This window comes from Flavobacterium fructosi (assembly GCF_042787335.1).
In the GTDB taxonomy this organism is placed as follows: domain Bacteria; phylum Bacteroidota; class Bacteroidia; order Flavobacteriales; family Flavobacteriaceae; genus Flavobacterium; species Flavobacterium fructosi.
This window is the reverse complement of record NZ_JBHZQA010000001.1, coordinates 148,414-164,822: the sequence shown is the minus strand read 5'-3', so window position 1 is coordinate 164,822 and position 16,409 is coordinate 148,414. Positions and strand designations below refer to the sequence as shown.

Below are 16,409 nucleotides of genomic sequence, written 5' to 3'. Positions count from 1 at the left end.
TACTAATAATTAACTTTAACCCAAAGAAGGTTATTTTTTATTCTTTCTCATTCGATAAACCGCATAACCAATACCGCCAACAAGTAAGTAAGGAATTACCATTAGATAAACAATTCCGTCATTCACAGCAGCCGCTTTCGTTTTATTTCCCTCACTGTTTAATGCAGCACGACACATGGCACATTGAGCTTGTGAATTTATAGGAAAAAGGAAAGAGACAAGAAGAAAGAATAATACAACCTTTTTTCTTATAAAAAAATTTCCTTGTGTCTTGTGCATTGTTTTTGTATTAAGCATAATAAGGGGAAATCATTAAATAGACTACTACACCGGTAACGGCGACATACAACCATATTGGAAACGTAATTTTGGCAATCTTTTTATGCTTGTCAAATTTAGTCGCCAAAGCACGTACATAGGTTACTAAAACTAGCGGAATAATCGCAATTGATAAAATTATATGTGTGATTAAAATTAAAAAATAAACTAATCTTAAGTTTCCCACATTCAATTTTTCAGCTACATCTAATTCGCCATTGTGATTTACATCTCCAAATATAGTGGAGTCGGCTGTCATATGATACGCAACATACAACACTAAAAAAGCAATAGAGCAACCAATTGCTGCTTTCATTAAATTCTCATGAAGCTTTCGTTTTCCATTTTTGATAGCTACCACCGCCGAAACTAATAATACAGCAGTAACACCATTAATAGTAGCATATATGGAAGGTAAAAAATGTAAAGGGGTAACATGAATACCAAAATCTTTAAGTTTCACTTTAAAAAGTATAGCAACTGCTACAGGAATTACTACAGAGAGGATAATGATCCATTTATTATATTTTTGTTCAATCGAATTCTCTTCCATCTTAATCTGTTAATAAAATATTAATGTCTTGTTGAATATCTCTAACTCCTTTTTTATCTAAACCGTCATAATACAAAATTGGATTCCCAAAATCATCTTTTCTACAACGAATATCTCCGTTTTTATCTACTAACGCAAACAAACCAGAATGCTCAAAACCACCATTTACCTTACTGTTCTCACCTGCATAAAGATTAAAACCCTTGTTCGCTAAATTAAAGATATAAGTTCTGTCGCCTGTCAAGAAATTCCAATTAGATGATTTAACCCCAAGTAATTTTGCATGCGCTTTCAAAACTTCTGGAGTGTCATGCGAAGGATCTATAGTAATAGAAACAATTCCGAAATTAGGATTACCGAAAAATTTATTTTCAATAGCCAACATGCTCAGATTCATTTTTGGACAAATTGAAGGGCAAGTTGTAAAGAAAAATTCAAGAACATATACTTTACCTTTGTACGTTTCATTACTGATTTTCTTATTGTCTTGATTCATCAACTCAAATTTTGGAGCCGGACCAATTTTTACCAATTTTTGATCATTCTTGGACACAGAACCAATCTTATCCAAACGATCTCCCTTTACAACATCGTTATTTTGAATTCTGTTGACTATTCTTGGAACAGCATATATTCCAAAAAGTAGGATGATAAATGAAATCCCTATATATGATTTGTTTTTAAGCATCGTTTCTATGAATTAAAGTTCTTTAGCGGCATTATGATTTTTTTTAAGCGCAGCACGATATTCATATAAAATAACTTTAAAATCATCTAACATTTCATTACTCAACTCAGCTAAATGGAATGTATTGTATCCTTCTTTGTAATCTTTCTTTTCTTTCCTCCCTCTAAGATTTCTTTCTTTATCCAATATATACACATTTGGAGTTCCAAAGTTTTTATCCAATTTCCCGACTAATTGCAACTGGTTATAATAAGCAGTAATTTCCTGAGGCGAAGTAAAAAGAAAATGCCATTGCGAAACATCAGTAAAATCATCTAAAGCATCTATGATTTTTCTTGCTTCATTTTCCGTTCCTAAAGGACAAATAACAACAAATTGTAAGTCTGCAAAATCATGATATCTTTGATAAATTTTTTCGTTTAAATTAAAAAAATTACCCCTATTTTTTAAAAGCTCGGTCCCAGAAAATCCTAAAATAGTTATTTTCTTATTCAAGCTGACTTTCTCTCCATTTAGAGATTTCCATTGTCCGAAATCAGCAACTTTAGGAGTAATTACAGGTAACTTCGTAAAACTATTTATTCCTGACGCGAAAAAAAGATAAGCTACAATAGGCAAAATAAAAAGCACAAAAAGAACGATATTTTTTTTCATTTTTTTGAAAATATTTAAAGTACAAAAATAAAAAAAGGCACGCAATGCGTACCCTTTTATTGAATTAATATCTTGTTAAAAATTCCATTTAATAGTAGAATTCTTAAAAACCTCATAAATATAATTCCCTTCAGTCAAAAGAATGAAAAGCAAATATAATACTAGAAAAATTACTGGTAAAACAACCGCGTTTTTTAAGGTACTTTTTTCCCCTTCCATGTGCATAAAGGCCCATACAATAAAATATGCTTTTACAAGTGTTAAGATTATAAACAACCAGTTTAGCAAACTCATTGCCATAAAACTATTCATGTGAAGAAAGTCTGGCTTAATAATTCCAAAAATTACCTCTACAATCGTTATTACAGACAAAAGAGCAAAAACGGTCCAAATTCTTTTTGTATTAGAAACATGTTCGTGTGACATAATGATAAATCTAAAATTAAACTAAGTAGAAAAATGTAAATACAAATACCCAAACTAAATCGACAAAGTGCCAGTATAAACCAACTTTCTCAACCATTTCGTAACTTCTTCTTTTTTCATACGTACCTACAAGTACATTAAAAAATATTATAATATTTATAATAATCCCCGAGAATACGTGAAAACCGTGAAATCCAGTGATAAAGAAAAAGAAGTCAGCAAATAGTTTACTTCCATATTCATTGTGTGTTAAATTAGCCCCTTCAACAACTAAACTGGCTTGAGTTAACCTCAATTCAGAATCTTTTCTGGAAAGAATTGTTTTATGCTTTTCTTTAGTGATTACCTCTGTTCTTATCAAAAGATCAGGGTGTGCTTTAAATCCCGCTTGAACTTCGGCAACAGAATAAGAAGGCAAAGATGATTCTGACATGAACCATTTTCCTTTACTTCTTGTCAACTGCTCTCTTTCCTCAGGCAATGTTGCAGCAAAATCAGCAAGAGCTACTCGATGCCCTTCTTTATCCACAAACTGAAGTAAACTCCCCCCTTTTGTTTCGATTGCACCATATTCCCCTTTTATAAAATTTTTCCATTCCCAGGCTTGAGATCCAACGAAAATCATACCTCCAATAATGGTTAAAAACATATAAATAACAACTTTATCTTTTTTCATTTGATGACCAGCATCAACGGCTAAAACCATTGTTACTGATGAAAAAATCAAAATAAAAGTCATCAATGCCACATAATACATCGGAGCAGATACTCCATGCATAAATGGAAAGTGTGTAAACACTTCATCGGCCAATGGCCAAGTTTCGATAAATTTGAATCTAGAAAATCCGTAAGCCGCTAGAAATCCAGAAAACGTTAAGGCATCTGATACGATAAAAAACCACATCATTAATTTACCATAACTTGCTTTCATTGGCTCATTGCCGCCTCCCCAAGTTTTCTCTTCACTATTTGCAGTAGTAACTGTCGCTTCCATAAAAGTTATTCGTTAAAAAGTTCCCAAATTTACGTTTTTTTCTTATTTAAAGAAATATAAAAACAAAAACAAATAAACCCATAATAAATCAAGAAAGTGCCAGTACATTGCACCCAGTTCAATTCCAAGGGTTTGAGATGAATTATATTTTTGTTTAAAATGATTATAAATTATAATAAGGAGAGAAATTACCCCACCAGCAAGGTGAATCAAGTGTACAACGGTAACAACATATAAAAAAGTTGTCGTTATTGAACTTTCACTTCCGGTAAAATAATACCCGTTTTCCACTATTTGTTCGAAACCTACAAACTGTAAAATAACAAACAATATTCCCAATACTAAAGTAGACAAAAGAAACTTAGTAGTGGCACTTTGGTTGTCTTTTTGAATCGCTTTTTTTGCCAAATGAAAAGTAACACTGCAGCCAATAATTACTAATGTGCTAAAATAAAACGCTGTCGGTAACTGAAAGTCCTTCAGCCAATCGGTTCTTGATTTACTAACTACATAAGCACTTGTAAGCCCTGCAAACATCATTATCATGCTCACCATAGCAAAAAGCAACAGTAACTTGTACGATCTTGCCGTTCTAGATTTGTGGTCTTCTTCGGTTGTCATTGTGATTTCCATAACTATCTTAAAAATTTATCAAATATATAAACTAACTGTAACAACGTAATATACGAAACACTTACCAGCATCAAAGTTCTTGCCGCTTTAGCAGTTCGTTTTTTATACAACTGCACGCCATAATAAAGCATCCAAAGACCCAATAAAAACACCAAACCTGCAGCTAACGGCGTAATAAACAACTGACCAGTGTAACCCAAAGCTGGCAAAAGCGAAGCTATTATAAGCCAAACCGTATATAAAATAATCTGCAAAGCCGTTGATTTATCCTTTTTCCCGGTTGGCAACATAAAGAAACCCGCTTTTTCATAATCCTCATACAAAAACCATCCGATGGCCCAAAAATGCGGGAATTGCCAGAAAAACTGAATCAAAAATAAAGTCCCTGCTTCTATACCAAATTCTCCTGTTGCCGCAACCCATCCCAACATAAAAGGAATTGCTCCGGGAAAAGCTCCTACGAAAACTGACAATGAAGTCATTGTCTTCAGAGGCGTATATACACTTGTGTATAGAAATATGGAAATCGCACCAAACATGGCAGTTTTAGAATTGATAGTATACAACAAAATAATCCCAATAATAGTGAGAAGAGTTGCAATAATCAATGCCGTGTTAGATGACATTCTGCCAGCTGGAACCGGCCGATTTTTTGTTCGATCCATCAAAGCATCTAAATCCTTTTCAATAACCTGATTAAAAGCATTAGAAGCACCTACCATACAATACCCCCCTACGGCAAGTTTCAACAACACCATCCAACTGAAAGAATGAATATCATTGATCCCAAGCATAAATCCTGCAATTGACGAAAACACTACGCTAACAGCGAGACGCGCCTTAGTTATCTCGCGGAAATCAATGTAAACAGACTTTAATAAAAGGGTATTTTGTGTTGCGTTCAATACTAGTGGTTATTTGCTTTATAAAAACTTTTGCAAAAGTAGTTCATCAAAAGGGATTTGACAAAAAACAATTCATAAAAAAGATTTTTTAGAAATAATATTATAGCTAGTAATCAAAATACCAATTAAAAACATCAGAACGTACTCCCAAAGCAAACCAATTAGTGCTTTGATTAAAAGTTGTTGCTGTATTCATATTTGGATCAAAACTTCTGTAAATATAACTTCCAAAAAGCTTCAGGTTAGTAGATGGATTTATCAAATATCCTCCTTGAATATCAGCGATAAAAATAGCAGTTTTATTCCCCTGCCCAACTTTTACACCTGAATCAAAAGGTCTATTTTCATCATAATCCTTATAAATATTTCCTCCATAATTATAACTATCAGTAATCGTATCAAAATCTAACCCTCGAGTTCCTATTGTAAATTTGGCATCACCATAATATCTTCCTTTATGATAACGGGCAATTGCTAAAAATTCTTTAAAATTCCCGCCCCATTGATGCCCTATACTTTGATTATTGTGCGCATAATTTGTAATAGGATTGCTATGAGAATAAACATAAGGACGGACATGATTATACTCTAACTGCAATACTAAATTATCAACTTTAAATGCATTGTAATATTTAACCCCCAATTGGTACCCAAATTTATTTTTCCAGCTGCTGTTTCCTTTTTTAACCTCACCAAGAGAAAATTCATCCAGTAGAAATTGCCCATAGGTGTTAATCTGATTGTTTACTTTATATTTATAAGTCAATCCTAAAAGTGCATTTCCCGTTCTAGCCGAAGAGGCAAATTCAACAGAACGATAAAATATAATTGGATTTACAAAACTCATATCAAAACCTCTATTGTTAGTATTGGTCCACACTACAGACTCAAATAAACCGATGTTAAATTTATTTGACACATTCCAGCTCAAATAATGGTTTGCCATAAATTTCGTTGAATAGGTTCGCTCAATAGTTGCCGCTGGTCTAACATCCTTGAGCCACATATAGGTGTTGGTATATTTTATTTTCCAAAAATTAGTGTTAATTTTCACATACGGATACGGACTTGCACCATCACTTTCTAATAAAGAACGATAGCCATCTCCAATAAAATTTCTGCCATACCCTAATTGTAAATCAATGTATTTATTGGGCGCAAAAGTTAAATTGGCTTCTGCCAAGGGAAAATCATATCCGTCAGTTTTAAATCTTTTGGCAATTCCCATACCCGGTATAATAGCCGGATCACCTCCTGCTGGCTTGATTGATTCCGCGTACCGGTTAAAATAACCAGCAAATCTACCTTGGCTTTCAAAAACAGTTGCAGTAAAATTAATATCTTTCCCCAATCCTCCGCGAAAGTTTAGTCCACGTGTATTTATATAAGTTCTTGAAACCGCACTATGAGTAGCTGTACCCGCCTGTAAATCAAGAATAGGATTTAATGTAAACCAATAACCCTCCCCTTGAATTTCTACCATACTTTCGTTCCATAATTTTCTAGACCACCAGCCAGAAGTATTTTTTTTTAGCTTTTCATTAACTGCCTTAAGATCATAATATTTTGAAACCTCCACATAAGTATACGGCTTAGATGCAGTATGATTATTGCTGCCCACTCGATTTAAAGAAGCATCAAACTGAGAATAATAACTATGAGAAAAAGGAACGTTCAGATGGCTTTCAAACTCAGGGCTTCTAAATTTTTTATAAACGATACTATCTAATTCTGTCAATTGTTTTGTCTCGTTTTTCATAACTTCTGCGCGAACAAGTGCTTCAGAAGCCAACTGTTCCGGACTTTTTAAGGGTACTGCAATTGTAACAGTATATTTAGAGTAAGTAGCCTTACCGTTATATGTTGACGGCTTAATTTTGGGAAACTTCGCAAAAACTCTTTTCGTTTCATTTATTAAACTTTCATCGACAGCATCCGTATAAATTACTTTAAAAGAGCCATTACTGTCTACTTCAAAAAGAACCTTGACATTGCCTTGATAGTTGGCTTGTTTTAAATTTTCCGGGACTTCAAAATTTTGAAAAATAAAATCCAATACTTTATTGTAAAAACAGTTTTTTAATTCCGTGGATTGCAAATTTTCGCAATTTGAAAAAACAGGAAAACGCTCTGCAGAAGGATCTGATTGTAACGAACTATTATTTACTTCTTGTGAATAAATAAAAAACGAGTAAAATAATAAAAATACAGTTGACAAACCTTTTTTCATGTTGACTTTTTTTTTGAATTCAGTATTCCGAGCTAGAATTTTGTCCATTAGCAATTAATTTCGCACCGGAGGTGCCTATTCTTTTTACACCCAGTCGAATCATTTCAACCGCCTCCTCATATGTCCTTACTCCGCCTGCTGCCTTAACAGGTAATGGCGAGGCATTTTCAAGCATCATAATAATAGAAGGAATTGTGGCGCCATTAGGCAAATTGTTTTCTGTTTTATAAAAGCCGGTCGATGATTTTACAAAAACATTTGGAAATGATTCTTGTTTAAAATTTGAAACAACGATGCTTTTAATAAAAGCTGACAATTGTATAATTTGTTTATCATCAAGTGCAGCCACTTCTATAATCCATTTTACGACTTTCCCATTATCTAAACCAAATTGTGTACATTTTAAAATTTCATCCTTCACCAAATCTAATTCACCAAGTTTGAATGCTTCGTAATTACAAACAAAATCTAGATCATCGGCTCCATCTTGAATTGCTTGGACCGCTTCTTTTAGTTTTTCTTCTGTGCTAGACTTTCCTTCTGGAAAATCAATCACAGTTCCAATTTGCAAATTTGAATTGGCATCAGCAATCATTTTTTTGGCCAATGAAACCATATCCGGACGAATCATTATGAGTTTAAATTGTTCCTCAATAGCTTCCTGAATATTATTTTTGACTACAATAGCATTCTCAACCTCACTAAGCCCAGCTTGAGTTGCCGTTTTTAAATAGGTTGCGTCCAGATATTGTTTAATATTCATTGTTCTTTTGGTTTTATAATGATATAAGGTCTAATGAGCAAAAATACATTTTAAATTCCCATATTTTTAATATAAATATTTACTTTTTGAACTTACAAATCCTTTTAACACATCCATTATTAACAACGAAATGTTGAGATATAAAAAATCCCACCGAAGTGGGATTATACTATCTGCTAAATTTTATCAAAACTACGATACTTATTAAATATTAAAACGATGCAAACTGCCAAAGTTGCTCCTACCATATTTGCCAGAACATCAATAAAATCTGCTCTTCTAGTTATCGTACAACATCCTTGCAATATTTCTATTCCTATTCCAAAAAAAACAGAAAAAACAAATGAAATACCTAAAGGCTTAATACCGTTTGAACCTAACTGTTTTTTAAAAAACAAAAACCAAAATGCGGTCAATACAAAATGAAAGCTTGCATGTACAAATTTATCTAAATAGGGTATACTTACACTTGGAAGATTACTTGAAGGCGTTAAGCAAAAATAGGCTATAACTCCTGTCCAAGATAAAGCTATCCAAAAGTACAGTAATTTAGGCACCAATAAGTTCTTTGTATGATTCACTTGAAAGCAATGAATCAACTTCATCCATGTTAGCAACTTTAATCTTTATCATCCACCCGGCACCATAAGGATCTGAATTAACAACTTCCGGCGTACTTTCTAATGAGCCATTAAAAGCAATAATTTCTCCTGATAAAGGAAGAAACAAATCAGAAACCGTCTTAACCGCTTCAACTGTACCAAAAACCTCATCTTTTTCAAAAGTTTGGTCTAAAGTCTCTACCTCAACATATACGATATCCCCTAATTCTTTTTGCGCAAAATGAGTAATTCCTACTGTTGCAATATCACCTTCTAAACTAACCCATTCGTGATCTTTTGTGTACTTTAAATTTGCTGGTATATTCATAAAAATATTTATTGATAATTACTGTTTAATAATTGGAATTTTATGTGACAAATGTAACGATCTCAATTCAAATCTACTTTAGATTTTAAGAAAATTAATTACCAAAATTATATCGCATCGTAAATCCAGATCGAATATTAGTTAATGGAAAAGAAGTTGATATTACGGCTTTCGAAAAGGAATGGTCATAGTAGAAAATTGCAGTCAAGTTTTTACTGAAAGCATAATCAGCAGTAAATTTTACTGACCAAATGTTTTGCCCCCCGGCTAATTGATTATTATCATAATCCAAATAACGAACAATTGTTTGATTATTACGGTATGACAAATCCCCTTTTATGTTAATATCACTTTTTATTATCCCTGTAGGATTATCAGCCAACCTAGAAGAAAAAATTACATCCTTAAATCGATACCCTACTCCAACAACGTATTCTATTCCTTTTACCTCGGTCAATAAATTATTATCAAAACTCATCGATAACGCTCTGTCTTTCTTTATTTCAGTAAGTATTTTTAATGAATTTTTTAATTCAAAATCCATTCTGATAAGCGGACTGAATTGCTCCACTAAATTGATATTAGACATAATTGTTTTATTGTAAAAATTTCCGCTTGCATCCACTCCATTCGGGTTTTTATCATATTCAAAATTAGATCTAAACGCATTAATTGTATAGGAAGCTCGGTAACTATGCTGCATAGAAAAACGCTTGAAATTTTCTTTGAAAAAACGATAACGCATCAATCCATTATATTTCACAGCCCAGTTTGGTATTGGAAAACTTCTGAAAATCCCAAGAGAAACATCTGAAGCATTAGAGCCGGAATAAGAGGCTAAAAAAGCCGGTAATAGTACTGCCTGATTATTTTTACCATACCCTAGTGGATAACCTTCAGCATCAAGATTAGCAGGGCTATTTAGGTCTATTCCTCGTTGAGAAGCTAATCGATTTGCAACGGCAAGTCTGTTCTTTCTAAAATCATCAAATGCGGCAGATCCATTTTCATCACTTACTGAAAACGATGTTTTTATTAAAACGGTAGATATCGAAAAAAGGCCGTAACTGTAGGGTGATTGTGGGTTATAGGTCAGAACACCACTACTATCTAAAACGCTATATTGTTCCGAAAAATTTTCTGAATACGCTCTGTCTAAGGACAAATCAATTTTTAAATCAGGAAACAAATCCACATTTGCAGTAGCTTTAAACAATTTATTGGTAACTCGAGTATAGTTTTGATTAAATTCCTGATAACTGGTTAACCAACCATTTTTCGCAGCTTCATATCTAACATCGTCTTGGCTTCCAAAAATAAATCCTAACGAAGGTCTTGACGATCCTAAAAACCCAACACTTGGCGTATATCCCGGTAATATAGTCCCACTGTTGTGCGTATAATTCATTTGAACATTTTTAACACTGGTCAAAACCCCAATCAAGCCATCCACAAATTCATTATTTTTAGCAGGTTGTTGGGCGTTTGTATTCACCACTTTTTCACCAGGCTTCGGAACTGCGGCTTTTGGTTTAGCGATTGACTTATTTGTATTTTTTGACAATCCTAAATACTTATACAATAAATCCATGTTGAACGCCGCATTTAAATTATTTGAACTTGCGTTTTGAATCGTATTTCCTAAATTATAATTATTTCCGTCAATTTCTATTTGAGACAAAGCGTTAGAAGCACGCTGCCAACTATAGTCACCCGTGTAGGAATAATTAGCTTTTATAAAACTAAACAACGGAATTTTATTAATTGGCAGTTCATAGTTCAACACTAATTGTTGCATATGTTGGTTTGGATCTCCAATATCCCAGTAACTATCCCAAATTGTAAAAGAATCAATAGGTTCATTGTTCTCATTCAAATAATTTTTGACAATATTACTGGATGAAGCGGTATAATTTAATTTTAAAGATTTTGTCAAATTAAAATTAAACCCATATTGATAATTGAACGCAAAATTTCTTCGGTACAAAGGATCAAGTCCTATTCCCTCCACATCAACTTGTCTAAATTGCTGGCGGTTGTATTGTCTGTTGATATTAGAGTTAAAGGAAATATTAGACGGCAAATAATTAAAATTAAAATCACTTAACAATTTCCAATAACCACTTTTTTTCATGAAAGCGGTTTTCTTAAAAGGCTCAACTGGTTTAGGCTGAAAACTAAAGCCGTAATCAACTGATGAGCTTACATGTTGTTCGATATAATCTTCGATTTCAAAATCATGTCGCTCCACTTCATTAATAGATTGCGAAAAGGTGAAGTTTTCTACATCATATACATGTTGTTTTTGCTCTGGCCTTCTTTCTTTTCGAACTCCTATAAAATTAATACTTGTTCGTTTTGTATAATCCGTTGCTCTGCTTTTAATATTATCTCTTTCTGCTTGATTATCAGTATTATCTAACAACTGTTTTAGTTTAATATCTTGATTAAAGGGATCATATTCTGGGGTAATCATTTCTTCGCCAACAGCATAATTAAAAGGTAAATTCACGCCCCATTTTATTGGTAATAATTTTCCAAGATTTAAATTTGTAACGATGTTGTATTGCTTTGTATCTTCACGGCTTCTTTCATTTGGCCCTTGTTCTAACGCCCCAAAACCAATTGTACTCATTTTACCTGTGGCAGAAACTGTGGCAAAATCTGCAAGATTTGAATCTACATTTAGCACCGCGGCCATACCGCCTTGATTATCCATATCGGCGATACGCAATTCATTGAACCAAACCTCCCCTTTAATATCCTGATGCGTTTCATTACTCTTAACACCAACCATTAAAGTTCTAACTTGACCAAAATTAGGGTTCCCTTTTATCCCTAATCTCAATTTATTAGGTTTATTGGATAATGATGGATCCAGTTTATCATCATCTTCATATTTATAATAAATTCCGTCTAATGGCAAATCATTTGGATTTACACTCATCGCCAAAATCTTCAATTTGGTCAATAAAGCCAAAGACAAATCAATTTCATTATCCGCTGGCCAAACCGCGTCGGCACTTAAAGCAGAGCAATCAGAAGTTGACGAAGAAGAAGGCTTCGTTATTTTTAAGGGAATTTCTATTTGGTAGAAATTTTGCGTAAAGTCATTTCCAAAACGTATAAAACCTACCATTTGATCATCCTGAAGTGCAATTTCATTTGGCAAAGATTCCGCATGCAAGAACATTTTCAGTTTTTTGAACTGACGCATGTCGATACTCACATTTTTAAAAACAGCTCTCGAATCTTCTGGCTCCAATCCGTCACCCGATACTCGTAAAGATAATGACTGTTCATTTTGATTAATAACCGTATTATTATTGTATAGCTGCTCTCTTACTACTCCTGGAGGAGTAATATAATTAATTGGACATCTTTCATTATTTTCTTGAATATTAACTGCCAATACATCTAGATCAGTTTTATCATCCGTTACGTTAATATCATTAAAATCAAGGGTTTTTGTATATCGTCTCCATTCGCCCCTTACTAAATCTAAAGCTCCAAAACGAACTGTCACCTGATCATTAAAACCAGTCATAAACATTCTCATGAAACGTATCGATCTAAAATCGGAAATATTTCCAATCGTATTTTCAGGTTGTGAAACTGGTACTTTAAACTGAATCCATCTTGCATCAGTTACGGAACCATTTGCCATAGTGACTTGGGTATTTCTAATATCAGTAATGTAATTTTGTCCTATACTCATATTTGGCTTGACATCAATACTATATTCATAATACGCATTGATAGTATTCATGGTATTGTCTCTGTTAATATCCTCCACATCTGGAACTGTGGAGGCACCTCTGTTAGGGTCATTAATATCAACGGCGGAGTTTCCATCTACTCCATTATAATTTTTATATCGGTTTGAAACATTTCCAGAGGCATTCAAGTAATACGTATAATCATCCGCTGCAGGATCCGGCTCTGATGCGAAATTATTGTAAACAGTAGCTTCCTTGACATTTGCCAAACCATCTAAACCGACATCCTGATTTTTTCTATTATCAGCATTGGTATCAAACGCATAAATTAAAGATTGCGAAGCAGGGACATCCCCCCAGACAGATGGCGGATTTGATAAAATTTGATCTGGACCAAGACCATTTTCATATTGTTTTCTTCCGTCTTTAAGAACATCTTCAGAGACCTCTCCTAAATTGAAATAAATTTTACCTGTATTAGTTTGAGGAATTTGCCCACTTCCAACATACGGATCTAATACCCAAAATTGAATATATTCTACATTTCCTTGTTCGAAATTAGTTGAATTCAATGATCTCACAATCCCCCCAAAATTTGATGTTGGGTTTGTATTATAATTCGAACTATTATTATAAGGTCCTCTTTCAGAAGGATAATAACTTAAATCTAATGTATTGACAACTTGTGATTGACCTTGTGCAATATCCGTCAAAGGATACAACTCCTCACTGTAAATTCTTCTGGTAGTATTGAAAGACAAATCTTCATTTGAGATTCCAGCTGGTTTTTGAGTGTAAAATACAGGGTCAATTGAATACCAAGCTAATTTTGCTCTTTTAAAGCCATAGCTCAAATCATTAGAATTGGCATTAAAATCATAGGTACTTCTGGCATTTCTTTCCGGTGTAGATGATAAACTCCATGCATACGGGGATCGCATATCAATTGTTGACTGAGAACCTTCAAAATCATCAACATAAATAGTAGATTCTCCTTGAAAACGATCCGCTTTTGGTGAATCCGGTTTCAAAAATGCAATTTCGCCTCTTATGGAAAGATTCGAAGGAACATCTGTATCAATATTTGGTAACTTATTTACTAATCTGGTTAAAAAAGGAACCTCTGTGGAAAAATTAGAATTGAATCCGAAAATCGTGTTATTCACTGATTCTTGGCCGAAGCTTGATTTTTGTGTAAATGGTCTTTCGGACATTTTTAAAAATGTAGCACCCACTAAAAAATTATCCGAAATTTTATGTTCCACATTAACGCCCATAAACCTTCTAGTTTGTTGGCCAAAAATTGAATTATTCTCCAAAGAAACATTTATTGGCGTATTCGATGCTTGAAGAGATGGATCCAGAATTTGAACTCGTCCCAATTGATAATTGACACTATAATCTATCCCCTCAACTAAAATCCTTCCTCCTGCAGTCACAACAACTGATCCTCTAGGAACATTAAAAGCCCCAATGGGAATTCCGTCACCACCAGTAGATTTGTACTTACCTCTTAATAAAAACTTGTTTTTATCACTGTCTTGTAAGGCCCCCGATTGCGTGTTTCGATACATGCTTTTAAACACGTATTTCTTTTGATTCGCGTTATAACTACTTTCATTGTTATAATTTTCTGCTGAACCAGTGTTCGATAATTTAGAAAATAATAATTCTCCAAATGGCTCTTTAGTTGTAAAAATAATTCTCCCGTTTTGAGCATCGATAGTTAAGCCTTGCATGAAATCAAAAAAACCATCTCCTCCTGTTTGTGGATCATTATTGTAATTCAGTTTATCTAAATTGAACACTTTAAGTAAAGGGGTTTCAGCTACTTTATTTTCTTCATTTTCCTTTGGTGTTTTTAATGGATCTGGCCCAGGAAATGGAACTGGATTTCCGGCCGCATCTTTTGCTTCTGTAATATAATTTAAAGCCGAAGGATCAGTATAAAGAATATTAAATCTGAAATCTTCTTGTTTTACTTGATATGCACCCGGAATTTGATAGATATTTTTCATCATCAGGTTCCAAACCGGATTTTTGACATTGGTCAAATTACTTTTCAGCATTTTCAATATCAAACTCTGTGTTATAATTGCCTGATTTGATTGATTAGTACCTGTTACAACGGTCGCATCTACCCCGTCGCTTCCAAACTCCCCTACTTGGTAAACTTTGTCACCAATCGTATATTGATAAGCAACAGCTAAAACCTCATCATTGGCTAATCGTTGTTGTAACGAAATATATCCTAATTGAGCATTAAATGTATATTCATTAGGATTCAACTTTCTGGCATTTTCGAGCTTAGAATAATCCTGTCCTTCACTTACCGAAGCATTAAAACCTGAACTTGAGGTTACTATTTCGCGAATGTTATTGTTTAACAAACCACTTCCGGCTGCTATTTGCGCAGGATCAAAATCATTATTTGAATTGTCTGAAGGAGAATCGATTGGATTATTAAAAATTCCGGTGGAAGGGTCTAACACCACTACCTCATTATCCGCCAAACCCGATAATTGCCCTTCCCCTAAATCCTGAAGCGCAATAATATTTCTTAAATTGTTATTAGTAGTAGTAACTCTGTTTTGTTTATTGGTAACCCAAATTTCTAATCTTGAAATTTGAACTCTACTATCAATAAAAGGGTAATTTTTTAAGGATGCGTCGTATTTATTTCTGAAATACTGCGACAAGAAAAAGTGTCTGTCGTTATCATAATCTAAGGCATAAATATCAAAATCCTGAATTGTTCCGCCTCCTTGGGCAACGATGCTTTTGGTTTGCGATTTCTGTTCCGAAAATACACCTGTTACTGTCGTTTTACCAAATTGCAATTGTGTTTTCACACCAAATAAACTTTGAGCACCTCTAATCAAGGAACTGTTTAGTGGCATACTTACGTTTCCAACCTCAATTTTTTGAATAATATCATCTTGAGAAGGGGCGTATTCTAACTTTATTAAATTTTGAAAGGCAAAAGTAGACTGCGTGTCATAGTTAGCATTTACATTAAGTCGTGTCCCTACTTTTCCCATCAAACTCATACTTATCCTTTGATTGAAATCAAAAGAAAGATTGGATCTGTTTCTTGGTGAAAAGGAAGGATTGTCTTGCTTTGTGTAACGCATCCCTAAATCCATTTCTACAGATCCCGTTGGTTTCACATCAATGGTATTGCTTCCGAAAATGGATTCAAAAAGACCAGATTTTACGTAATATCTTGGCAGTAAATCTTTTTTAGCGGCTTCACTCCCCTCTTTTTTCCCATCTATCGCATCCACTTTTTTCCGGAAATAATCCCGCATGGATTCTTTCAAAACCAAGTTTTCATATTCTTTTGGCGTTAATATTATAGGATAGTCAATAGAAAACCCGTCGACAGAATTAGTATAAATATATCGATCTGTGACAGGATCATAGGAATAAGCCGAAAGAATACTTTGAGGATTTTTAAGTTGGACTTTCCCTGTAGAAAAACCAGTTTTAATTGTATCCTGAGCAATTGGTGTAACTTGGGCTTTCGATACAAAACCACAAAATATGACTAGCAAAAAAATACAAATTTTATGCATATAATCCGTTTTTTGAGT

At 33.7% G+C, this 16,409-nt stretch carries 13 protein-coding genes; all 13 read right to left on the bottom strand.

Annotated elements, in window-relative coordinates:
- Nucleotides 1-30: 30 nt before the first annotated feature.
- Complete coding sequence (locus ACFX5D_RS00685; protein WP_379856360.1) at nucleotides 31-279, bottom strand: hypothetical protein; 249 nt, start codon at nucleotides 277-279, stop codon at nucleotides 31-33.
- A gap of 10 nt (nucleotides 280-289) precedes the next feature.
- On the bottom strand, nucleotides 290-871 hold the full coding sequence (locus ACFX5D_RS00680) for a DUF420 domain-containing protein (RefSeq protein WP_379856359.1): 582 nt from the start codon (nucleotides 869-871) through the stop codon (nucleotides 290-292).
- A 1-nt stretch (nucleotide 872) separates the two neighbouring features.
- On the bottom strand, nucleotides 873-1,559 hold the full coding sequence (locus ACFX5D_RS00675; protein WP_379856358.1) for an SCO family protein: 687 nt from the start codon (nucleotides 1,557-1,559) through the stop codon (nucleotides 873-875).
- A 12-nt stretch (nucleotides 1,560-1,571) separates the two neighbouring features.
- Nucleotides 1,572-2,213 carry a hypothetical protein gene (locus ACFX5D_RS00670; protein WP_379856357.1) on the bottom strand — a complete coding sequence of 214 codons (642 nt, stop codon included), beginning with the start codon at nucleotides 2,211-2,213 and terminating at the stop codon, nucleotides 1,572-1,574.
- A 75-nt stretch (nucleotides 2,214-2,288) separates the two neighbouring features.
- Nucleotides 2,289-2,639, bottom strand: coding sequence for a cytochrome C oxidase subunit IV family protein (locus ACFX5D_RS00665; protein WP_379849280.1), 351 nt, complete (start codon nucleotides 2,637-2,639; stop codon nucleotides 2,289-2,291).
- A 16-nt stretch (nucleotides 2,640-2,655) separates the two neighbouring features.
- The gene (locus ACFX5D_RS00660) at nucleotides 2,656-3,633 is read right to left on the bottom strand and encodes a cytochrome c oxidase subunit 3 (protein ID WP_073204349.1); all 978 of its coding nucleotides are present in this window, start codon (nucleotides 3,631-3,633) and stop codon (nucleotides 2,656-2,658) included.
- 42 nt (nucleotides 3,634-3,675) lie between these two features.
- Nucleotides 3,676-4,266, bottom strand: coding sequence for a cytochrome c oxidase subunit 3 (locus tag ACFX5D_RS00655; protein ID WP_379856356.1), 591 nt, complete (start codon nucleotides 4,264-4,266; stop codon nucleotides 3,676-3,678).
- A 2-nt stretch (nucleotides 4,267-4,268) separates the two neighbouring features.
- Nucleotides 4,269-5,171 carry a heme o synthase gene (cyoE, locus tag ACFX5D_RS00650; protein WP_379856355.1) on the bottom strand — a complete coding sequence of 301 codons (903 nt, stop codon included), beginning with the start codon at nucleotides 5,169-5,171 and terminating at the stop codon, nucleotides 4,269-4,271.
- A 106-nt stretch (nucleotides 5,172-5,277) separates the two neighbouring features.
- The gene (locus tag ACFX5D_RS00645; RefSeq protein ID WP_379856752.1) at nucleotides 5,278-7,401 is read right to left on the bottom strand and encodes an energy transducer TonB; all 2,124 of its coding nucleotides are present in this window, start codon (nucleotides 7,399-7,401) and stop codon (nucleotides 5,278-5,280) included.
- 19 nt (nucleotides 7,402-7,420) lie between these two features.
- Nucleotides 7,421-8,164: a deoxyribose-phosphate aldolase gene (gene deoC, locus ACFX5D_RS00640; protein WP_379856354.1), complete on the bottom strand. Its 744-nt coding sequence runs from the start codon at nucleotides 8,162-8,164 to the stop codon at nucleotides 7,421-7,423.
- Between the two features lie 176 nt (nucleotides 8,165-8,340).
- Nucleotides 8,341-8,721: a VanZ family protein gene (locus ACFX5D_RS00635; RefSeq protein WP_379856353.1), complete on the bottom strand. Its 381-nt coding sequence runs from the start codon at nucleotides 8,719-8,721 to the stop codon at nucleotides 8,341-8,343.
- The gene (gene gcvH / locus ACFX5D_RS00630; protein WP_379856352.1) at nucleotides 8,714-9,094 is read right to left on the bottom strand and encodes a glycine cleavage system protein GcvH; all 381 of its coding nucleotides are present in this window, start codon (nucleotides 9,092-9,094) and stop codon (nucleotides 8,714-8,716) included. The genes ACFX5D_RS00635 and gcvH overlap by 8 nt, the downstream gene beginning before the upstream one ends.
- 94 nt (nucleotides 9,095-9,188) lie before the next feature.
- On the bottom strand, nucleotides 9,189-16,391 hold the full coding sequence (sov, locus tag ACFX5D_RS00625) for a T9SS outer membrane translocon Sov/SprA (RefSeq protein ID WP_379856351.1): 7,203 nt from the start codon (nucleotides 16,389-16,391) through the stop codon (nucleotides 9,189-9,191).
- Between the last annotated feature and the right edge of the window lie 18 nt (nucleotides 16,392-16,409).